Annotated in this window: 17 protein-coding genes; 10 read left to right on the forward strand and 7 right to left on the reverse strand. The window is 63.2% G+C overall.

All coding sequences use genetic code 11. The annotated features are described in order from the left end of the window. Positions 1-406 precede the first annotated feature (406 nt). From I2H31_RS11965 to uvrA, 6 genes are all read right to left on the reverse strand, one after another. Entirely contained in the window at positions 407-2,176 is a 1,770-nt protein-coding gene (locus I2H31_RS11965; RefSeq protein WP_196293275.1) for a pectate lyase family protein, read from the reverse strand. Between the two features lie 187 nt (positions 2,177-2,363). Continuing rightward, entirely contained in the window at positions 2,364-3,194 is an 831-nt protein-coding gene (gene prmA, locus I2H31_RS11970; RefSeq protein WP_196293276.1) for a 50S ribosomal protein L11 methyltransferase, read from the reverse strand. A gap of 86 nt (positions 3,195-3,280) precedes the next feature. Then, positions 3,281-3,667, reverse strand: coding sequence for a hypothetical protein (locus I2H31_RS11975; protein ID WP_230687725.1), 387 nt, complete (start codon positions 3,665-3,667; stop codon positions 3,281-3,283). Positions 3,668-3,734: 67 nt separating this feature from the next. Then, a complete protein-coding gene (tpiA, locus tag I2H31_RS11980) occupies positions 3,735-4,502 on the reverse strand; it encodes a triose-phosphate isomerase (RefSeq protein ID WP_196293277.1) in 768 nt (255 codons plus the stop codon). 126 nt (positions 4,503-4,628) lie between these two features. Continuing rightward, entirely contained in the window at positions 4,629-5,507 is an 879-nt protein-coding gene (locus tag I2H31_RS11985; RefSeq protein ID WP_196293278.1) for a hypothetical protein, read from the reverse strand. A gap of 162 nt (positions 5,508-5,669) precedes the next feature. Beyond that, positions 5,670-8,510 (reverse strand): excinuclease ABC subunit UvrA, encoded by a 2,841-nt coding sequence (gene uvrA / locus I2H31_RS11990; protein WP_196293279.1) that lies wholly within the window; start codon positions 8,508-8,510, stop codon positions 5,670-5,672. A 162-nt stretch (positions 8,511-8,672) separates the two neighbouring features. On the opposite strand from uvrA, the gene I2H31_RS11995 reads away from it, so the two are divergent. From I2H31_RS11995 to I2H31_RS12030, 8 genes are all read left to right on the forward strand, one after another. Beyond that, positions 8,673-9,656 carry a hypothetical protein gene (locus I2H31_RS11995; protein ID WP_196293280.1) on the forward strand — a complete coding sequence of 328 codons (984 nt, stop codon included), beginning with the start codon at positions 8,673-8,675 and terminating at the stop codon, positions 9,654-9,656. Between the two features lie 51 nt (positions 9,657-9,707). Continuing rightward, positions 9,708-11,102 (forward strand): alpha/beta fold hydrolase, encoded by a 1,395-nt coding sequence (locus I2H31_RS12000; protein ID WP_196293281.1) that lies wholly within the window; start codon positions 9,708-9,710, stop codon positions 11,100-11,102. A 176-nt stretch (positions 11,103-11,278) separates the two neighbouring features. Beyond that, positions 11,279-12,760 (forward strand): alpha/beta hydrolase family protein, encoded by a 1,482-nt coding sequence (locus tag I2H31_RS12005; protein WP_196293282.1) that lies wholly within the window; start codon positions 11,279-11,281, stop codon positions 12,758-12,760. A 151-nt stretch (positions 12,761-12,911) separates the two neighbouring features. Beyond that, complete coding sequence (locus I2H31_RS12010; RefSeq protein ID WP_196293283.1) at positions 12,912-13,964, forward strand: ComEA family DNA-binding protein; 1,053 nt, start codon at positions 12,912-12,914, stop codon at positions 13,962-13,964. Positions 13,965-14,197: 233 nt separating this feature from the next. After that, positions 14,198-14,836, forward strand: a complete 639-nt coding sequence (locus tag I2H31_RS12015; RefSeq protein WP_196293284.1) for a (2Fe-2S)-binding protein — start codon at positions 14,198-14,200, stop codon at positions 14,834-14,836. Positions 14,837-14,976: 140 nt separating this feature from the next. Next, complete coding sequence (locus tag I2H31_RS12020; RefSeq protein ID WP_196293285.1) at positions 14,977-15,960, forward strand: FAD binding domain-containing protein; 984 nt, start codon at positions 14,977-14,979, stop codon at positions 15,958-15,960. Positions 15,961-16,109: 149 nt separating this feature from the next. Then, on the forward strand, positions 16,110-18,443 hold the full coding sequence (locus I2H31_RS12025; protein ID WP_196293286.1) for a xanthine dehydrogenase family protein molybdopterin-binding subunit: 2,334 nt from the start codon (positions 16,110-16,112) through the stop codon (positions 18,441-18,443). A 126-nt stretch (positions 18,444-18,569) separates the two neighbouring features. Further along, the gene (locus I2H31_RS12030) at positions 18,570-19,166 is read left to right on the forward strand and encodes a nucleotidyltransferase family protein (RefSeq protein ID WP_196293287.1); all 597 of its coding nucleotides are present in this window, start codon (positions 18,570-18,572) and stop codon (positions 19,164-19,166) included. A 191-nt stretch (positions 19,167-19,357) separates the two neighbouring features. On the opposite strand, the gene I2H31_RS12035 is transcribed toward I2H31_RS12030, so the two are convergent. Further along, entirely contained in the window at positions 19,358-20,632 is a 1,275-nt protein-coding gene (locus I2H31_RS12035; protein WP_196293288.1) for an MFS transporter, read from the reverse strand. Between the two features lie 129 nt (positions 20,633-20,761). Here I2H31_RS12035 and I2H31_RS12040 point away from each other — a divergent pair, with 129 nt between their 5' ends. Together I2H31_RS12040 and I2H31_RS12045 are read left to right on the forward strand one after the other, a co-directional pair. After that, entirely contained in the window at positions 20,762-21,166 is a 405-nt protein-coding gene (locus tag I2H31_RS12040; protein ID WP_196293289.1) for a hypothetical protein, read from the forward strand. A gap of 339 nt (positions 21,167-21,505) precedes the next feature. Then, positions 21,506-22,144: an RNA polymerase sigma factor gene (locus I2H31_RS12045; protein WP_196293290.1), complete on the forward strand. Its 639-nt coding sequence runs from the start codon at positions 21,506-21,508 to the stop codon at positions 22,142-22,144. Positions 22,145-22,286 lie beyond the last annotated feature (142 nt).

The following is a 22,286-nucleotide window of genomic DNA, read 5'->3' on the forward strand; positions in this document are numbered from 1 at the left end:
CGCCAACGTACGGAAGTGTACTGCTGCGGTTAACAATTTTTTCCCGCGTAATGCGCTGGGCATGCCCACGCAGGCCGCACAGCAGCAACAGCAGCCAGCCGGCTAATCTGAGGCATCGAAAATGGTACGAGCCGGGGCCTGCAGAGCGTCCCCGGCTCGTGTTCATGGACAGGTTCATTGCACGATGAAATGATGCGGGGCCTGGGGTTTGCCATCCACTACGAAACGGTAGCTGTCCTGCCCGGCCGGCAGGGTGCGCAGCAAAGTAGGCATAATTTACTTTTGGCACGCACGCTGTTGCAGCGCGTAAGCCTTAGTTAGCAGGCCCGTCTGGCCACAAATAGCAAAGGCCCCGAAAATACTCAAAGAGCATCTTCGGGGCCTTGCTGGTTAGTATCCGTTTCGCCTATTCGTGGGTGCACTTGGCCGTCAGGCGCACGGCGGCGTCGGTGTACACCACCAGGTAGTTGCCTTTGGCCAGGGCGCCGAGGTCGACGGGCGTATTCAGGCCGCCCGCGGCGGGCGCGAACGAGGCCACGCGCTGGCCCACGAAGTTGTAGACCGTGAGGCGGGCGGTGGCGCTGGCGCGGGGGTGCTCCACGGTGAGCTGCGCGGCGGCGGGATTCGGGAACAGGTGCAACGGCTCGACGGTGGCACCGGTGGGCCGGGTGCCCGAAATCACGGCCACAATGCCGTTGAGGTAGTTTTCGAGGTTGGTGTAGCCATTGGCGGCCAGGGTTTGGCGGTCGGCGGCGTTGTTGGGGTTCAGGCCGTTGGCGGCTTCGTAGGCGTCGGGCATGCCGTCGTGGTCCGAGTCGGCGGGCGCGGGGCCGCAGTTGAGTACGGGCCAGGCCCCTTCCGAAGTGCTGATGGGCGTGCCGTGCGGGTAGCCACCCTGCACGTCGATGATGGCCCCGGTACGGTTCTGCACGTCCTGGATGATGCGCTGGTCCACGGCGTCGCGGGCGGGCAGCACACAGCCCACGCCCTGCAGCACGGCGGCGTAGGCCGCGGTGGCCGTCTGGGTGTTGAGGGGCGCAATGGGGAAGGGCGTGCTCACCTTCGATTGCACAGTATCGGCCAGGCTGCCGCCTTGCATGGTCACGCCCAGCCAGTTGCGGTTGGTCACGGTGGGGTTGCCGTCCACGTAGTTGCCGGCCAGGTACACCTGCGCGTAGGGCAGCACCGGGGCGGTGGTTTGCTTATAGGGGTTGAAGACGCGGGAGCGGCCGCTGGTGCTGGTGCCGCTGTTGGGGCCGTACTTGTAGTAGTTGTTCACCATGTTGTAGTTCCCGCCTTCGCCGCCGTAGGCGTTGGCGCCGGTGCCCCAGTTGTAGATGACGTTGTTGCGGAAGTCGCAGTTCTCGGAGCCGATGGTGGCGCCGTAGCGGGTGCCGTTCCAGCGCGGGGTGCGGCTGCTACAGTGGGCAAACAGGTTGTGGTGGAACGAGGCCCGCCGGCCGCCCCAGATGCCGCCGTAGCCGTGGCGCTCGTAGTCGGCGTCGCCGGTTTCGAAGTGGTAGGAGTAGTTCAGCGGCTCCGAAATCAGGTTCCACTGCAAGGTCATCGAGTCGGTGGCCGCGCCGTAGAAGGTGAAGGCTTCGTCCATGCTCCAGCTCATGGTGCAGTGGTCAATCACGATGTTTTTGCGTTCCTGGCTGCTCAGGGCGTCCTCGTCGCCGTTGCCGTTGGTCATGCCGATGCCGGTTTGCTGCGGGTACCGGTCGCCGGTGCGGAAGCGCACAAAGCGGACGATGACGTTGCTGCCGTTCACCGTCACCTGCCGGTCGGCCACGCAGATGCCGTCGCCGGGCGCGGTCTGGCCCGCCACGGTGGTGTTGGCCGGAATGTTCAGCCGGGCCGTGAGGTGAATGGTGCCGCACACCCGAAACACGACGGTGCGGTAGGGCGCCACCGTGGCCGACTGGCTGAGGGCGTAGCGCAGGGTGCCCGGCGTGTTGGTGTCGGCCAGGCTCGTCACCTCATACACCGTGGTGGGCACGGCCGCCTTGCCCCGGCCGCCGCTCACAAAGCGGCCCGCGCCTTCCACGCCCGGAAAAGATAGTTGCTGCGCCTGCGCGGGCGCGGTGGCCAGGCCGCCCAGCGCAGCCAGCACGGCCACGCCAAGACGAGCCCGCGAGAAACGAGAAAAAGGAGTTGCGGAAAAAGAAATCATTGCGAAGGGGTTGGGAGTCTGAGCGAGAACTAGCGGGCTGTGCAAGCGCCAAAACGCCACAGCCGCCCGCCGATTCCCACTTAAACTTACGCCCCTCCCCTCCCCTATTGCCCCGCCGAATGGGATTTTATTCGCGCAATCGATGCCGGGAACGATGCCATTTTGCACCCTTCACCGAACCCTCATGCTACTCTTTCTCAAAAATGGCCGACACCCAGCTGCGCAAGGTGCGGTGGCGCTGGTAGCGCAGGCCGTGCTTTTCGGCCTCGGCCGTGATTTTGGGCAGGTCCTCTTCGTAAAAGCCACTGAACAGGATGGGCCGGCCGCCGGGCAGCAGGCGGGCGTACTCGTGCATGTCTTCCAGCAACACGTTGCGGTTGATGTTGGCCAGAATCAGGTCGAAGGGCGCTTCCTGGGCCAGCGTTTCCACGCCGCCCAGGCGGCACTCGATGTTGTGGCACTGGTTTTCGGCGGCGTTGTCGCGAGCGTTTTCCACGGTCCAGGGCTCGGTGTCCACGGCCAGCACCTGGCGGGCGCCCAGCATTTCGGCCATGATGGCCAGGATGCCGGTGCCGGTGCCCATGTCCAGCACGCGCAGGCCTTTGTGGTCCACATCGAGCTGGTTTTCAATCATCAAAGCCGTGGTTTCGTGGTGGCCCGTGCCAAAGGACATACGCGGCATAATCACGATGTCGTAATCGACACCCGCCGGCTCGGGGTGAAACGGCGCCCGCACCGACACCCGCTCCGCGATGACGAGCGGCTGGAAGTTCTTCTCCCACTCGGCGTTCCAGTTCCGACGCGTGATGACGCGGTGCGAGTGGTTTAAGTCGCCGATGCCGGAGTAGCGGGCCATTATTTCCTCCACCGCGTCGGGGTTGAAGGCGTCTTCGGTGGTGTAGGCGCAGAAGCCCGCGTCGTTGTCCTCAAAGGTGTCAAAACCCACTTCGGCCAGTTCGGCCACGAGAATGTCGGCCAGCTCGCGCGGGGCTTCCACGGTCAGTTCAATAAAATCCATTTGGGTTGAATTAAGAGTTAGGAGTTAAGAGTTAGGAATTGGAAACCCGCAGTTGGGATTTCAACTCTTAACTCCTAACTCTCAACTCAATTAGTCTTGCAGCCGGCAAAGGAGCGCACTTTGGTGTAGTGAATGCTAAAATCGGCCCGGCTGCGGTCCGTGACCACCAGCAGCACATAGTCGGCAAAGTCGCGGGCGGGCGCGTCGGCCCAGAGGCCGGCTTTGTCGGCAAAAAGCTTGTTGTTTTCTTTGAACACGAGCACATCGGCGAAGGCTTCTTCGGGCTCCACGTACACCGTGCCGTGGCAGTAGCCGCGGCGGCTGGGGTCGGTTTCGAGGTACACCGAGCCGAATATCTTGCAGGGCTCCAGCGGACCGGCGGCCCGCACGCGGGCCACCGCGGGCGAAGCCAGGACCGCCGGCTGGGCTGGGCCCAGCGCCAAAACGGCGGTCAGGAGAAAAGAAAAGAACATAGCAGCAGGAATAAGCAGCGCCGACAGTAGCGCCAACGATAGCGCGCACGCTACTATCGCGCCACGATTAGAACGACTGAATGATGGTCGTGAAGTCGGCCGCTTTCAGGGCCGCGCCGCCAATCAGTCCGCCGTCAACGTCGGGCTGGGCAAAAAGCTCCCGCGCGTTCTGGGCATTGGCCGAGCCGCCGTAGAGAATGGTGGTGTCGAGGGCGGCCTGGGCGTCGTAGGCCCGGGCAATGCGCTCGCGGATGAAGGCGTGCACTTCCTGCGCCTGGGCGCTGGTGGCGGTGCGGCCCGTGCCAATGGCCCAGATGGGCTCGTAGGCAACGGTGACCTGGTCAAACTCCTCGTTGGAGAGGTGGAACAGGCCGTCGGCAAGCTGCTTGCCGATGAAGTCGAAGGTTTCGTCGGCCTCGCGGGTGTCCAGCGACTCGCCCACGCAGAAAATGGGCTTCAGCCCGGCGGCCAGCGCGGCTTTCAGCTTCTGGCTCAGCAGCTCATCGTCTTCCCGGAAGTACTGGCGGCGCTCGGAGTGGCCCAGAATCACGTACTCGCAGCCCACCGACGCCAGTAGCTTGGCCGAGACTTCGCCGGTGAAGGCGCCGCTTTCTTTCTGGTGGCAGTTTTGCGCGCCCAGGTGAAATTTGCTGCCCTGCGGCAAGGCCTGGCCCACGCCGTGCAGCAGCGGGAAGGGCGGGCAAATCACGATTTCGGGGCCGTTGGCTCCGGCGGCATTGGCGCCGGCCAGGCTAACGATTTCCTGCACCAGGGCCTGGGCCTCGGGGTAGGTCAGATTCATTTTCCAGTTGCCGGCAACGAGGTTTTGGCGCATACTAAGCGGGGCGAATGTGGTGGGATGTGCCCGCAAAGCTACGCCAAGCCAAGCACCCCGAAGCGGCGCATACGCCTGTGGGAATAAATTGGCCGGGTAAGCCGAAGCCGCGCTTCGGGGTATGGGCTAGTCGTTGCGCGCGGCTTTGCGGGCGGCAATCTCGGCTTCGATGGCGGCGGCGGCCTCGTCGCGCAGCTGCCAGGGCGTTTTGCGCCCGCCCAGGCGCGAGAGCACCACGCCGGCAATGGCTACCACCGTGGCCGCCGCCAGGGCGGCCCAGCCCAGTTCCGGCACCTCGCGCAGCCGCACCACCCAAATGGCCACCAGCGCCCAGGCCACCACCAACGGGAACACCAGGTCGCGGAAAATGCGGCTCATCAGCAAGGCCAGCGCCACCAGCACGAAAAACAGCATCATAACCAGCACCACGGAAAGACCCTCAGCGGTTTGCCAGCCCAAGTATCGCATCCCGACGGTGATGTTGATGGCCGAAGCCACCGATATCCAGCCCAAAAAAAGCGAAAAAGGCACGCCCACCAACACCGGGGCCGCGTCGGCAAAAATGCGGCGGCGGGCCCGGCCATAGGTCACAATGAGGCAACCCAGCAACAGCAACATCACGCCCACGCTGGGCAAAATCATTTCGTAGGCAAACAGCACCACCCAGGCGCTGGTGGCCACGCAGGCCAGGACGAGCGGCCGGGCCACGGCGTCGGGCAGCGACAGCTTCTGCTGGGCCGGCAGCAACTGCCACACCGAATACACCAGCAAACCCAGGAAAATCAGCCCCCAGATGCCGAACGCATAGCCCGCCGGCGTGAGCAGCGTGGGGTACTTGGCCGACACCTGCCCCATGGTCTGGCCGTTGAAGGGGTGGGTGTTGGCGTAATAGTTCAGGAAAATGGTGCCCCAGATGGCCAGGGCAGTCAGCCAGCGCCAGGCCCGGCCGGTGGTCGTGAGGTTTGGCGCGGCGTAATGGTCGGGAGCGGTGACGGTGGCGGGCATACGAAGACAGGGGTGGGAATCAAGTATCTACGTACCTATCGGCAAGGCGGATTAGGCGCGGGGCTGCCCAACCGGCCCGCCGTAAGCCTCGGGGGCATCCGGACATAAACCGGATGCCCCCGCCGCTCCGTTGCTTACGGGTAGCCGCTTGGGACCACAACGTTACACTTTCTCGGCCAAAAACCGCGCAGTATGATTGGTATCCTTCAGCTTTACCAGCTCTTCCGGCGTGCCTTCAAACAGCAGGTGCCCGCCGTTGAGGCCGCCTTCGGGGCCGAGGTCGATGAGCCAGTCGGCGCACTTAATAATGTCAACGTTGTGCTCGATGATGAGCACTGAATTGCCCTGCTCCACCAGCGCGTTCAGGGCCGTCAGCAGCTTGCTGATGTCGTGGAAGTGCAGGCCGGTGCTGGGCTCGTCGAAGATAAACAAAATTTTATCTTGCTGAAGGGTAGCGCCTTTGGTGAGGAACGAAGCCAGCTTCACGCGCTGGGCTTCGCCGCCGCTCAACGTGTTGGCCGACTGCCCCAGCCGGATGTAGCCCAGGCCCACGTCTTCGAGCGGCTTGAGGCGCTCGGCTACTTTGGGCTGGCTTTTGAAGAACTCCACGGCGTCGGTCACGGTCATTTCCAGCACGTCGTCGATGCCCTTTTCCTGAAATTTTATTTCCAGAATGTCCTGCTTGAATTTGTGGCCGCCGCAGCCTTCGCAGGTCAGGTAAATGTCGGCCATGAACTGCATCTCGATTTTCACCTGGCCCTCGCCCTGACACACTTCGCAGCGCCCACCGTCCACGTTAAAGCTGAAGTGCGAGGGCTTGAGGCCCCGTGCCTTGGCCAGTGGCTGCTCCGAGAAGAGCGTCCGAATCTGGTCGTAGGCCTTCACGTAGGTCACCGGATTGGAGCGCGACGATTTGCCAATGGGGTTCTGGTCTACGAACTCGACGTGCGTGACCTGCCCGTTCACGCCCGTCAGGCGGTCGAACTTGCCGGTGCTTTCGCCCGCGCCGCCCCCCAGTTGCTTCATCAGGGCCGGCGCCAAAATGCGCTTGATGAGCGTGGACTTGCCCGAGCCGGACACGCCGGTTACCACGGTCATCACGCCCAGCGGCACCTTCACGCTCACGTTTTTGAGGTTATTTTCGCGGGCACCGGTCAGTTCCAGGGCGTTGCGCCAGGGGCGGCGCACCTTGGGCACGGGCACCTCCATTTTGCCGCTCAGGTACTGGCCGGTGTAGGTTTCGGTGTCCTGCAGCAGCTGCGCCATGGTGCCCTGAAACATGAGGTTGCCGCCCCCGCTGCCGGCTTCGGGGCCGATGTCGATAATCTGGTCGGCGGCTTCCATCATCTTTTCTTCGTGCTCCACCACCACCACGGTGTTGCCGAGTTGCTGCAGCGAGCGCAGCACGCCGATGAGCTGCTCGGCATCCTTGGGGTGCAGGCCGATGCTGGGCTCATCAAGCACATACATCGAGCCCACCAGGGCCGAGCCCAGCGAGGTGGCCAGCGAGATGCGCTGGCTTTCGCCGCCGCTCAGCGTGTTGCTCAGGCGGTTCAACGTCAAATAGCCCAGCCCCACGCGGTTGAGGTAGCCGAGGCGGTTGGTGATTTCCGTCACGAGGCGCTCGGCCACTTTGGCGTCGTGCTCGCTCAGGCTCATGTTTTCGAAAAACGCCAGCGCCTCCGAGATGGGCAGCAGCACGATGTCGGCGATGTTGCGGCCGTCGATTTTCACGTATTGCGCGTCTTTGCGCAAGCGGGTGCCGCGGCAGTCGGGGCAGGTGGTGCGGCCCCGGTAGCGGCTTTGCAGCACGCGGTACTGGATTTTGTGGGTTTGCTCGCTCACCCACTTGAAGTAGGCGTTCAGGCCCTGGAAGAACTTGTTGCCGGTCCAGAGCAGGCGCTGCTCGGCTTCGCTGAGCTCGTTGTAGGGGCGGTGAATGGGGAAGTCGAAGCGGATGCCGTTTTTCAGCAGGGGCTTCAGCCACTCGCCCTGCTTTTCGGTGCGCCACGGCGCGATGGCGCCTTCGTACACCGTCAGGCTCTTGTCCGGAATCACCAAGTCCTCGTCAATGCCCAGCACCGAGCCGAAGCCCTCGCAGGTCTGGCAGGCGCCGTAGGGGTTGTTGAAGGAGAAGAAGTTGACGCTGGGTTCCTCGAAGGTGAGGCCGTCGAGCTCGAACTTGTCGGAGAAGGTCCGCGACTCGTCCTCGTTCAGGCGCAGCACGCAGGTGCCGTGGCCCTCAAAAAACGCCGTTTGCACCGAGTCGGACAGGCGAAAGAGCAGGTCCTCGTCGTTCGGGCGCAGCACGGCCCGGTCAATCATGATGTAGACGTCGCCCTTTACTTCAGGCTGTCCCTCCCCTATCAGGTCTTCGATTTGCGAAGTCACCCCGTCCACCACCACACGGCTGTAGCCCTTTTGCAGCAGCAAATCCAGCTCCTTGCTCATGGGCCGGGTTTTGTCGGCGCGGTGCAGCGGGGCCAGAATCATGGCCTTGGTCCCGTCGGGCAAGCCGGCCATAAAATCCACCACATCGGCCACGTTGTCTTTGCGCACCTGCTCGCCGCTTTCGGGCGAAAACGTCTTGCCCACCCGCGCAAACAGCAGCTTGAGGTAGTCGTAAATCTCGGTGCTGGTGCCCACCGTCGAGCGGTTGTTCTTAATGCTGACCTTCTGCTCGATGGCAATGGCCGGCGAGATGCCGCGGATGTAGTCCACGTCGGGCTTGTCCATGCGGCCCAGAAACTGGCGGGCGTAGCTGCTCAGGCTTTCCACGTACATGCGCTGGCCCTCCGCATACAAGGTATCGAAGGCCAGACTGGATTTGCCCGAGCCCGAGAGACCCGTCACGACGATGAACTGGTTGCGCGGCAGGGCCACGCTGAGGTTTTTGAGGTTGTGAACCCGGGCGTTTTTGATGAGGATGAATTCGCGTGGGTCGAGGTGGTCAATGGCGTTGTCGGACGGCGCCGAAACTTGCAAAGCGTCTTTTTTGGGCATAAACGAACTAACAGCGCGGAGGGGCCGGAAGGTTTCGGCCGCGGGCAATTGCTGGGGTTGCGAAGGTACGGCTTTGGCGAGAGGGGCAACTCAATCAAATACGGGTTCCTTTCCTTAACATTACGGTTCGCATCTTTTCATTCAATCAGGTTCAGCCAATTCATGTCCATTACAAGCCCACTTGCCGGGCTACATCAGGTTCTATTAACTGTTCGCGCCTCGGCTCAGGTCCATGCTGAAATGCTGCGTAAAAGTGAAGCTGCCACTCGTGCTGCACTCATCGAACCCGTCTTACGTGCATTGGGCTGGGATACCGAAAACGTGCAAATGGTTGAGCCAGAAAAAACCATTAACACAGCTTGGAGAGCAGATTATGCTCTAAACAACTCTGCTGGCAAAATTGACCTCTTATTAGAGGCCAAATGCTTAGGTTCAAACCTAGAGAAATTCGCTGTTGTACAACAATTATTGAGTTATGCTTTTGGATTCGACGTGTTAAAAGTCGTTCTGTCTGACGGCATTAATTGGCACTTCTACCGCGAGTTTAAACCCGGCCATTCTGCTTCCGACTTTCACTTCAACTTGCTCGAAGACGACACCATTTACTGTGCTTTGCAACTCATACAATGGCTCGACGCAGCCCAAAGCGGACATGGTATAACCACAGTTTCGAGCGGACCTGCTAAAAGTAATTCATCAGCCTTAGTATCTACTAAAGACGTTGCTCAGGCGCAGCAAGCACGTATTGCAGTTTTAAAGAAGAATCGTAATGATGACTTCACCGATTTAGCCCAGCTACATCTGCCCTCACTTAAGCCTGGCCAAAAACCTGAGAAGCTCAGGCTTCCTAACGGCAATATCAATTCTGTTTTTACTTGGAAGGACATACTACTTGAGGTATGTTGCTTGGTGCTGGCTACTAATCCGAACCTTCACCTTCCATTGCCAGACAAAGCTGGCAAAAAACGTTTTCTCATTTCTAACACAAAACCAGAAAAGGGTTCGAGCACCCTCGCCTCTTATAATGGACAGTCCGTTTTTATTGGCACTCATTATAGCGCAGCCGATTGCGTTGCCAATGCACTTTATGCGTTGTCGCAGTTGCCAGCAAATCAAAAAAAAGTGAGCCTCGCCGTGAGCTTTTAGAGCAATTTAAAATTCATCGAAGCGTCTTGGCATCATAACTCATCTTCCCCTATGTCCACGCTCCTTCGCCTTTGCCTTGCCGCCGCTGCCGCGCTGCTCAGCAGCTTCGGTGCCTGCGCCCAAACGGCCCGGCCCAGCCTCACCGGCGACTGGACAGGCGCAGTCGGACCCATCGATTTCATCCTGCACCTCACCGACCCGGCCACCGGCCCACGCACGGCCACGCTCGACATCCCGGCGCAAGGTGCGAAAGGCCTGCCCATTCAGTTCACCGCGCCGGACGACAGCGTGTACCTGCGCCTGGCCCAGCCCACCGCTCAGTTCGCCGGCCGCCGCTCGGCCGATGGCCAGCAGCTGGTGGGCGAGTGGCAGCAGGGCCTGCGGGCATTTCCGCTCACCCTCACCCGCGGAGGAGCGGCCAAACCGGCGGCGCGCCGCCCCCAAACGCCGCAGCCGCCCTTCCCCTACCAGTCGGCCGACGTCACCTTCCGCAACGAAAAAGCCGGCGTGACCCTGGCCGGCACCTACACCGTACCGGCCGACAAAGGTCCTTTTCCCGCTGTGGTGCTCCTCACCGGTTCGGGCCCCGAAGACCGCAACGAAACCATCTTCGGCCACCAGCCTTTCGCGGTGCTGGCCGACTACCTCACCCGCCACGGCGTGGCCGTGCTGCGCTTCGATGACCGCGGCGTGGGCCAGAGCGGCGGCACCCAACAAGGCCTGACCAGCGCCGACTACACCACCGACGCCCAGGCCGCCCTGACTTGGCTGCGCGCCCAGCCAGGCATTCGCAAAAACCAGGTGGGCGCGCTGGGCCACAGCGAAGGCGGCACGGCGGCCATTGGGGCTGCCATTCAGCCGGCCGGGCCCGATTTTCTGGTGCTGCTGGCGGCGCCCGGCATTGCCGGCGATGAGCTGATAGTGCAGCAGGTGCTGGGGCTGGCCAAGCTGAGCGGGGTCGACGCCGTGCAATTACTGTCCGTGGAAAAGGCCCAGCGGCAAGTCATACAAGTTGTGGAGCAGAACCCCGACAACGCCCAGGCCCGCGCCAAGCTGCGCCCACTCCTCAATCATGGCAACTCCACCGACCCTGCTTTTCTGGCCCAGGTAGAGGCGCAAATCGATGTGGCCACTTCGCCCTTCTACCGCCACTTGCTGGCCGACCGCCCGGCCCAAACCCTGCCCAAGGTGCACTGCCCGGTGCTGGCGTTGGGCGGCAGCAAGGACGTGCAGGTGCCCGCCACCCCCAACCTGGCCGCCACGGCAGCGGCCTTAAAAGCCGGCGGCAACCGCGACGTGACGGCGAAGGAATTGCCCGGCCTGAATCATCTTTTTCAAACGGCCAACACCGGCGGGCCGGATGAGTACGGCACTATCGAAGAGACTTTTTCGCCGGCAGCCCTCCGGCTTATCGGCGACTGGATAGCGCAACACACCAGGAAGTAGCCGAGGGCTAAGTCTGGAATTTGCCCCTGAAGGCTGCTCCGCTTGAGCGGCCTTTTTTATTTCAAAACCGGCTGAATTAAAGTTCTTCGTTAGGCATTCGCCCTAATCTTTGTTGTACTTTTCAGTTTAGCTTTGCTTTAATAAGCTATTCAGCCTCCGTTTTATTGTCTGATTCCATGATACGATTTATACAAGCCGCGTTGTTTTTGCTGGTTTCGATTATCCCGTTCTCCGGGGCACTGGCGGCTCCGCCGGTCCCGGCCCCGCTCAACGGCCAGTGGCGAGGCCCCTTGAAGCTGCTGGGGGGCGAAATCACCATCGTTATTACCATTGTGCCGCTCACCAACGGCACTTACTACGCGGCCCTCGACGCCCCCCAGCAGCGCATCAGCCGCATGCCGGTGGATGTGGAAGTGAAAGACGACAACCTCACCTTGCGCATTGAGCAGGCGGGAAGCAGCTTCGTGGGGAAAATTCAGGACGAGGGCGCCACCCTCAGCGGCACCTGGAAGCAACCCGGCGTGACGGCGCCCATGGTGCTGAAGCGGGCCATGGCATCGGCGCAGGCCGCCACCAAATTCAAAGCCGCGCCGCCCTACCGCCAAACCGACATCACCTTCACCAACCCCGCCACCAAGCAGCGCCTGGCTGGCACGCTCACGGTGCCGGCCGGCGAAGGCCCCTTCGCGGGCGTGGTGCTGCTCTCCGACTCGGGCCCGCAGAGCCGCGAGGTAGAAGTGCCCGGCTATCGCATGTTTGGCCAGCTGGCCGACTACCTCACCCGCCACGGCGTGGCCGTGCTGCGCTTCGACGACCGCGGCGTGGGCAAGTCGGGCGGCACCTACGCCAACGCCACCACCGCCGACCTGGTGACCGATGCCCAGGCGGCGCTGGCGTACCTGCGCACCAGCCCGCTGGTGTCGGCGCACCGCGTGGGCTTGCTGGGCCACGGCGAGGGCGCCAACGTGGCCCTGCTGGCCGCGGCCGGGCCGGGCCGGGCCCCGGCGTTTGTGGTGTCGCTGGCGGGCTACGGCCAAACGGGCTACGACGTGCTGCTGCGCCAGCAGGGCGAAATCATGCGCCTCATCGGCGCCGACCCGGCCCAGGTGAAAGCCGCGCAGGACGTGTACCAGCGCACGGTGAACGTCATCCGCCAGACGCCCGACAATGCCGCGGCCCGCACCAAGGTGGCCGCGCTGCTGGCCGGCGCCAACATGGGCCTCGACGGCAGCATGGCCCGCGCCCGCGCCGTGCAGCTCACCTCGCCCTGGGCCCGCTATTTCTTCGACTTTGACCCGCAGGCCAAGCTCGACAAGGTGCAGTGCTCGGTGCTGCTGCTCAACGGCACCGCCGACTTGCAGGTGTCGGTTCGGCGCAACATGGCGCCGCTCTACAAGGCCCTGCGCCACGCCAAGCGCACGGCCACTTCCTACAAGCTCAACGGCGTGAACCACCTGTTTCAGGCCCCGCCGGCCCAGTGGCCGCTGGTGAACGCGGCCCCGCAGGCCGTCTTCTCTCCCGAGGCGTTAAAGCTGGTATACGGCTGGATATCTTCGGAAACCAGGCTGCCGGGCGGTCCCGTGCCCGTCACGGTGAAGCGCCCCGGCCCCGCCCGCAAGGTGAACCGCACGCCCAGCACCAACCGCACGCGCAGCTAGGCCCGGGGCAGCGCGCCCCCGCCGGGGTAGCCGAACTGCGGGGTAGCAGAACTGATAGATTTATTCCTATCATTGCGCAGTGCCAGCCTAAAGAACTGGCTTTCTGCTCTCCTTCTACCCCCCTGGAGCCGCCCGCCGGCCCCGCCCGCGCATGGCAGTTCCCTCCCCTCCCCGCCCCCGCTGGTCCTGGGCCGACTCGCGCCCCATGCGCTGGGTGCGCCGCTCCTTCGGCTACTCGCGCGGCGAGGCCAAGGGGCTGGCCGGCCTGCTGGCGCTGATGCTGCTGACCATTGTGGCACCCGTTGTGCTGCGGCCCGAGCTGCCCGTGTACCTGCCCGCAGCCGACCAGAAAGGCGTGAACGAAATGGCCGCGCAGCTCAAAGACCACCGCACGATGGAGCAGGGCTTTGCCTCCCGCTACCCCAAACGCGAGTACCAGAAATTTGAGCGCCGTGGCCCGCGCTACCCGGTGGTGGCGCAGGTAAAACTGGCGCCCTTCGACCCCAACCAATTGACGGCCGAAGGCTGGGAGGCGCGCGGTGTGCCGCACTTTGTGGCGGCCCGCATGGTGAAATACGGCCAGGCCGCCGGCGGCTTCAAGGCCAAGGCGCAGGTGAAGAAAATGTACGGGCTGGAAGACTCCGTGTACCAGCGGCTGGCCCCGTTCATGCAGCTGCCCGACGAAGCGCCCAGGCGCGACTACGCCGCCAACCAGCCGGGACCGGACGGCAAGTTCCCGCCATTTGCCGCAGGCGACGCCACGGCCAGCAAGTTTCCACGCAAGCCCCGCAACCTCCAGCCCTTCGACCTGAACCAGGCCGACACCACCCAGCTGATGCAGATTCGCGGCATTGGCGCAGGCCGGGCCCGGTGGGTGGTGAAGTACCGTAACCAGTTGGGCGGCTACCTGCGGAAAGACCAGCTCGACGAAGTATTTGTGCTGCGCGATGCGCCCGACCTGCGCGACAGCCTCAAGAAATACACGTTTGTTTCGCCCAGCTTTGCCCCCAAAACGCTGAACGTGAACACGGCCACCTTCGATGAAATGTATTTGCAGCCCTACATCGGCAAGCCGCGGGCGCGCCTGATTGTGGCCTACCGGCAACAGCACGGGCCCTTTAAGACGGTGGAGGATTTGAAGCAGGTCCCGGTTCTGAAGCCGGCGGACATTGAGAAGATGCGGCCTTATCTACGCTTTGAATAGGCTTCGGATTTAGCGCTAAGGCTTGCCAGCCGGGTTGCGTAGTGCTTTAATCCCGCTGCAAGGTTGCTGTTGAAATGAGGAAGCACCGGGTGCTTCAGCTGTGGTCTGAAATATTGGAGCCTCACCATAGTTCGCTATTTAATCCATTCGTTATCCGGCAAATAAGCTGAGGCCTTCTGCCAACAATTCCTGCCCGAATCAAGTAGTATCAGTCCAGCCAACTCCCCAGCGCTATGACTGACGATTTAACCCCCTCCCCCACGGGTTCCGACGAGCTTCCGTCTAACGACGGCCGCCGCACGTTCATGAAACAGGCCTCGGGGCTGCTGGGGCTGGCCCTGGCGCCGCCGCTGATGGGCCAGGCCGAGCGCCTCACGGCCATGTCCAAAAAGGTGGAAGGCGTGAGCGAGATGCGCCTCAAGGTGAACGGTGCCGTGCGCACCATCAAGGCCGAGCCGCGGGTGAGTTTGCTCGATGCGCTGCGCGAACACCTCGACCTGACCGGCTCCAAAAAAGGTTGCGACCACGGCCAGTGCGGCGCCTGCACCGTGCTGGTGGACGGCCGCCGCGTGAACAGCTGCCTCACGCTGGCCGTGATGGCGCAGGGCAAGGAAATTACGACCGTGGAGGGTCTGGCCAAAGGCGAAGAACTGCACCCGCTGCAGCAAGCGTTTCTCGACCACGACGGCTTCCAGTGCGGGTACTGCACGCCGGGCCAGCTCATGTCGGGCGTGGCCTGCCTCAAGGAAGGCCACGCCAAAACCGACGGCGACGTGCGCGAATGGCTGAGCGGCAACCTCTGCCGCTGCGGCGCTTATCCCAACATTGTGGCCGCCATTCGCGAGGTGGAAAAGAGCGGGTTTAAGGGGTAGTAATAGGGTGTGTATTAGCCCGTCATGTCGAGCGCAGCCGAGACATCTCGCGTGCCAGAGTAAATCAATCGTCAGACGATGCACGCGAGATGTCTCGACTGCGCTCGACATGACGTTTTTTCTGTAATCAGAAGCGAGTTATGAACAACTTCTCCTACCTCCAGACCGCGCAGGCCAAAGACGCCACGGCCGCCGTGACCGGCACTAAAGGCGCCGCCTTCATCGCCGGCGGCACCACGCTACTCGATTTGATGAAGCTGAACGTGGAAAACCACAGCCAGCTGGTCGACATCAACCTGGTACCCTTCAAGGGCATTGAGCAGACGGCCGACGGCCTGCGCATCGGCGCGCTGGAGCGCATGAGCGACGTGGGCGAACACCCGCTGGTGGTGCAGAACTATCCGGCTGTGTCGCAGTCGCTGCTGCAAGCCGCCTCGCCACAGCTGCGCAACATGGCCAGCATCGGCGGCAATTTGCTGCAACGCACCCGCTGCGGCTACTTCCGCGACGTGGCGTTTCCGTGCAACAAGCGCAACCCCGGCTCGGGCTGCCCGGCCCAGGACGGCGAAAACCGTAACTTGGCCATCCTCGGCGGCAGCAAAGCCTGCATTGCCACCCATCCCGGCGACCTCAGCGTGGCCCTCGCGGCCCTCGATGCAGTGCTGCTGCTGGAAAACGCCAAAGGCAAGCAACGCCGCGTGCCGCTGGTCGATTTTCACGTGGTACCCGGCACCACGCCCCAGCGCGAAACGGTGCTGGAGCCCGGCGAGCTGATTGTATCCGTGACGATACCGGCGGCCGCGCACGCCCGCAAGTCGATGTACTTGAAGGTGCGCGACCGGGCCTCGTATGCCTTCGCGCTGGCTTCGGCGGCGGTGGGGCTGGATGTGCAGGGCGGACAGATTCGCTCGGCGCGGGTGGCGCTGGGCGGTGTGGGCACCAAGCCCTGGCGCTCGGTGGCGGCCGAGAAAATTCTGACCGGTGCCCCGGCTACCGAAGCCACCTTCCGGGCCGCGGCCGCCGCGGCCGTGCGCGATGCCCAGCCGCGCGAGCAAAACCGTTTCAAAGTAGAGTTGGCCCAGAACACGCTGGTGCGGGCGCTGCTGGAATTGTCGGCGGCGTAGGCTGAACGGTTCCCTCAGGTCGTCATGCAGAGCGCAGCGAAGCATCTCTACCTCGGAAGTAAATCAATCGAGACAACGAAGCGGTAAAGATGCTTCGCTGCGCTCTGCATGACGGCCTGCCGGGTCGTTCTAACCAATATCAAACGGTCATGGAAAACGAACCCGCTTTTTTTGAAACCTCCCCCACGCCCGGCGTGGTGGGCCAGCCGCTGAACCGCGTGGACGGCCGCGACAAGGTGATGGGCAAGGCCAAATATTCCGCTGAATACCCACTGCCAGGCCTGGTGTACGGCGTGCTCAAAACCAGCGACATTGCCAAAGGCCGCATCCAAAGCATCGATACCAGCCTGGCGCTGAAGGAACCCGGCGTGGTCCAGATTCTCACCCACCTCAACCTGCCCAAACTGGCGAAAACGCCCAACGACCCCGAGGGCAAAAAGGCCATTGGCGCGCCCATGGGCTTCCTGCCGATGACGTCGGACGTCATTCATTATGCCGGCCAGCCGGTGGCGCTAATTGTGGCCGACACCTTTGAGCGCGCCACCCAGGCCGCCGCCCTGGTGCGCGTGAGCTATGCCGCCGAGGCGCCCATTGCGGCCTACACCGACAAGCGGGCCGAGCTGTTCAACCCCGAGAAAATTCAGGACGGCAAGGCTGACGGCTACACCCGCCGCGGCGACGCCCGGGCCGCCCTGGCCAGCGCGCCCATCAAGATGACGGCCGTGTACACCCACGCCATCAACCACCACAACCCCATGGAGCCCGGTTCCACCACTGCCATTTGGGAAGCGCCCGACCGCGTGACGGTGTATGAGTCGACCCAGGGCGTGACGCGCACGCAGAAGTCGCTGTCGGCCTACCTGGGTTTGCCGCAGGACCAGGTGCGCGTCATTACCAAGTTTCTGGGCGGCGGGTTTGGCTGCAAGGGCTCGTGCTGGCCGCACACCGTACTCACAGTGCAGGCCGCCAAAGCCGTGGGCCGGCCGGTGAAGCTGGTGCTCTCGCGCAAGCAGCAATTCACGAGCATGGGCCACCGCGAAGACCAGACCCAGACCCTAACCTTGGGTGCGAGCAAGGAAGGCAAGCTGCTGGCCCTCATCCACGAGAAAACTTCCACCACCTCGCCCTGGGACAACTACGCCGAGGCCAACAGCAAAATCATCAACCTGCTGTACGACTGCCCCACGTTCGAGTCGCACTACCAGCTGGGCCGAGCCAACGTGATGACGTCCACCTTCACCCGCGCCCCCGGCGAGGCGCCGGGCTCGTTCGCCATCGAGTGCTCGATGGATGATTTGGCTTACCAGCTCGGCATTGACCCCCTTGAAATCCGGCTGCGGAACTACGCCGAAAAAGACCCCAGCACCGGCCAGCCCTGGAGCAGCAAAAGCCTGCGCCAGTGCTACGCCCGCGGCGCCGAGCTGTTCGGCTGGAGCAAGCGCAACCCCAAAGCCGGCGCCACCCGCAACGGCCGCCTGCTGGTGGGCTACGGCATGGCCACGGCCAGCTACCCGGTGCACAATTCCCAAGGCACCGCCCGCGTGCGCCTCTACGCCGACGGCCACGCCGTGGTGCAGGCGGGCGCCACCGACCTCGGAACCGGCACCTACACCGTGATGACGCAGGTGGCAGCCGACTCGCTAGGCTTGGCGCCCGACAAAATCCGCTTCGAGCTGGGCGATACCAAGCTGCCCACGGCGCCCAACTCGGGTGGCTCGGTGGCGGCGGGCACGGTGTCGTCGTCCGTCTACATGGCCGCGCAAGACGTGTGGGAGCGCCTCACCAAAATGGCCATCAAAGACCCCAAATCGCCGCTTTTCCAGGCCAAAGCCGAAGACGTGGCGGTGGAAAAAGGCCGTTTGCAATTAAAGAAAAATGCTTCCAAGGGCGAAGATTTCATGGCCCTGATGAAGCGTGCCGGCCTGGACGACGTGGAGGGCACCGGCCAGGGCAAGTACGGCGCGGGCTACGAAACCGGCCGCCCCAGCAACCCCGCCGGCCCCCAGAACAACACCGAATCGGAAGCCAAGCACTCGATGCACTCCTTCGGCGCGCACTTCTGCGAAGTGCAGGTGGACCCCGATTTGGGTACCGTGCGCGTCACGCGCTGGGTGAGCGTGCACGGCGCCGGCCGCATTCTAAACGCCAAAACGGCCCGCAGTCAGATTATTGGGGGCAGCATCTTCGGCATCGGCGCGGCCCTGATGGAGGCCACCGCCCGCGACCCGCATTACGCCCGCTACACCAACGCCGACCTCGGCGACTACCACATTCCCGTGAACGCCGACATCCCGGACATGACCGTGGAATTCATCGACGAGCACGACCCCTACATCAACGCCATGGGCGTGAAGGGCATCGGCGAGATTTCGATGGTGGGCGTGTCGGCCGCCGTGGCCAACGCCGTGTTTCACGCCACCGGCAAGCGCGTGCGCGACTTGCCCATCACGCCAGATAAAATTCTGGGCACTAAGGCAGTGTAAGTTTACCCACCTGTCGGTTTATCCGGCTGTCATCCTGAGTGCAGCGAAGGACCTTATCGCGGTTGAACAAGTCGTTTCAACGTGAGAAGGTCCTTCGCTGCACTCAGAATGACAGTTCCATTTTCAATGCCTACCCCCACCGCCCTCCTCCTCCTGGCCGCCGGCGCCTCCACCCGCATGGGCCGGCCCAAGCAGCTCCTGCCCTACCGCGGCCGTACCCTGCTCCGCCACGCCGCCGAAACGGCCGTGGCCAGCGGCTGCGGCCCCATTGTGCTAGTAACGGGCGCTCTAAATGAAGCTTTGGCAACCGAGGTAGCTGGCCTACCTATCCGAACCGTGCACAATCCGGACTGGGAAACGGGCATGGCCTCCTCCATCCGCGCGGGCCTGGCGGCGGTGCAGGCCGCGAAGCCGGCGGCCGTCGTCATCATGCTCAGCGACCAGCCGCTGCTGACGCCGGAATTGCTGCGGCAACTGGTGCAGCAACAACGGCAAACCCAGGCGCCCATCGTGGCCGCCGCGTATGGCGACACGCTGGGCGTGCCCGCCGTGTTCACCGAAACCGTGTTTCCGGAGTTGCTGAAGCTGCAGGGCCAAGCGGGCGCGGGCCGGCTCATTGCCAGCCACGGGCCGGCAGTGGAACGCGTGGATTTTCCAGCCGGCCTGCTCGATGTGGACACGCCCGCACAATACGCGGCGCTGCTGCGGGAGCCCGATTTATAGCGGGTGGCCAGGCAAAGGGGCAGAGCGCCCGGACCAACGCGCCAAGGCCACCGCCCGATGGGCAGAGCACTTGGATTCATATTTCCAGGCCCCTGCCCAGTGGGCGGAGCCTCCGGTTTTTTATTCCCACTGCTCTGCCCATCGGGCAAAGCCTCCGGCGCGCTGGTCCGGGAGCAGTGCCCCGGGGGGTGCTACTTCGTGCCCGATTCCAGCTTGCGCAGCTTGTCGGCCCGCCAGGCGGTGATGGCCACCACCAGCAGCGTCATCAGCCCCCCAAACACCACCGAGCGCACCGTGCCCAGCACCCGCGCCACCGCGCCGCTCTCGAAGGCCCCAATCTCGTTGCTGGAGCCGATGAAAATGTTGTTCACCGCCGACACCCGGCCCTTCATGTACTCCGGGGTGTAGACGTGGATGAGCGTGGAGCGCACAATCACCGACACCGAATCGAACACGCCCGTGAGGAACAGCAGGAACAGCGACAGATAGAAGTTTTTCGACAGCGCGAAGAAAACGGTGGCCAGCCCAAAGCCTGCCACGGCCCCCAGCAGCTTCAGCCCAGCCCGGCGCTTCAGGGGGTAATACGTCAGGAAAATGGCCATCAGCACCGAGCCAATGGCGGGCGCTGCCTCCATCTGGCCAAAGCCCCGTGCCCCCACTTTCAGAATGTCCGACGCGAACACCGGCAGCAGCGCCACCGCCCCGCCAAACAGCACCGCGAACATATCGAGCGACAGCGCCGCCAGCACCAGCTGGTTGCCAAAAATGAACCGCAGGCCGCTCAGCACGCTGTCTTTCAGGTTGAGCCGCTCGCCTTCCATGGGCGGCAGCGGCCGGTCGGCAATGCGCACGAACTGCAGCAGCGCCAGCACCAGCAGGGCCAGCCCCACCGCGTAGGACCTGGCCACGCCCAGCGGCTCGATGAGAAAGCCGCCCAGCGCCGGCCCCAGCACCGCCGAAGCCTGGTAGGTGGTGCTGTTCCAGGTGATGGCGTTGGGCAGCAGGGCGCGGTCGGGCAGCAGCTGCGGCATAAACGAAAACAGCGCCGGCCCCATAAAACCCCGCGCCAGCCCGCTCACAAAAATCACCACGTACAGCGGCAGCGTGTAGAGCGCGCCCTTGGCCAGCAGCCCGATGCCGTAGGGGCTGGCCAGCGCCGTGAGGGCCGCCGCGCACAGCACCAGCACCGCCAGGGCCAGCACCACAATGTTTTTGCGCCGCACCGTGTCGGCCACGTACCCGGCATAGAGCGACACCACAATGCTCGGAATGGCCTCCGACAACCCAATCAACCCCAGCGCCAGCGGGTCGCCGGTGAGGTGGTAAATCTGCCAGCTCACCACCAGGCCTTGCACCCGCGTGGCCACCGTGAGCAGGGTGCGGGCCGACACCAGCCGGCGAAAATCGGGCACGCGCAGGGCCGCGTAGGGGTCGTGGGCCGGGGCCGAATCAGCGGAAGGCAGCATATCACTCAGAAAAACGCCTGTACGGCGAACCAGTGGCAAAGGTAGCCGGCCCGCGGCCGGCCCGTGGCGCCGCCCGCCCGTTTGGCCTATCTTGTTGGCTGGTATTCACTGCCTGCCCGCTGCCCGCTCATGCCCGATTTTGGCCTGGAAATAACGCCCCGCCCCGACCTGCCGGCCATCGTGGCCCGCTGGCAGCGCGAAATCACCGCGCCCGAGCTGCAAGCCGGCTACTTCGCCATCCTCGCCGCCGCCGATGCCCTCGGCTGCTGGCGCTGGCTGCTCGACCTGCGCCGCCGCGACGAGCTGGCCACGCCCGAGCTCACGGTTTGGATGAACACGGAATTTTTCCCCAAGCTTCCGGGCCGCTACCCGGTGCCGGTGCGCATTGCGTTTCTGATTTCGCCGCTGCGGGCCCAGCAGCAGCAGTCGGTCAGCTCAGTGGCCGCTCTCAGTGCCACGGCCCGCCCCGGCCAGGGCTACCTCACCGCCTTGTTTACCGAAGAAGCGGCCGCTTACCAGTGGCTGGGGCAGTAGGTCAGCAGCCGCTTGGGCGCATCGGTAACTGGCTAAGCGAGTGGGCCCGACGTCGGCGTTGAAAAAGAAAAAATATTTTTGAAACTTTTTTCAGAATTTTTATAGCGCAATTCTGCGCCAGTATAGCGTAGATGAAGTTTTGAGGAAGGTTGCTCCGATAAAGCTACAGAATTTTGTCATTTTTTATTTTTCACCTCTTGCGCAAGTGCATTTCATCACTCTACATTTGGAACGATTCTAGCGGGTAAAACACCCGACTCCCGGTCGCTCCCAAAAAATTTTCTCGGTAACTGCATACTATGGCCTAAAGCTCTACGTTCCCTTATTCCGTAGCCCTTTATGGACCTCTTGCAACCGAGCGACTCCGCGCTCATCTCGCTCTACCTGGCTGGCCAGGAATCCGCCTTCGCCATCCTGCTGGAGCGGCACCGCAGTCGTGTGTTCACGACCATTCTCCTCATCGTGCGCGACGAGGACGTGGCCGAGGACCTGTTGCAGGACACCTTCATCAAGGCCATTCACACCATGAAAGGCGGGCGCTACAACGAAGAGGGCAAGTTTGCCCCCTGGATTTGCCGCATCGCCCACAACCTAGCCATCGACTCGTTCCGCCGCGGCAAGCGGACGCCCCACGTCAGCCTCAGCGACAACGACCGGCTGGCCAACACCCTCACCCTTGCCGACGACGGCCCGGACGACCTCCTGGCCCGCGAGGAAACCCATACCCGCCTTCGGGCGTTAATCCAGGAACTGCCCGCCGCCCAAAAGGAGGTGTTGCTGATGCGCCACTACGGCGACATGAGCTTCCAGGAAATTGCCGACGCAACCGGCGTGAGCATCAACACGGCCCTGGGCCGGATGCGCTACGCGCTGATAAACCTGCGGAAGAAAATGACCGCGAATTCCCTGCATCATTATGATTCAAACCTTACCCCATTCGACACTGCTCCAGTATGTGTACAACGAATTGCCTCCTGAAAGGCAGCGCGAGGTAGAGGAGGCGTTGCAGCACGACCCGGAACTGGCAGCCACGTGCGCCGACCTCCTTTTGGCCCAGCGGGCACTCGACGGCGTTCGCCGCGAGCCGCGGGCCCACACCTCCGAGGCCATTTTGCGCTAC

It is taken from the genome of Hymenobacter ruricola, assembly GCF_015694525.1.
GTDB classification, from domain to species: Bacteria; Bacteroidota; Bacteroidia; order Cytophagales; family Hymenobacteraceae; genus Hymenobacter; species Hymenobacter ruricola.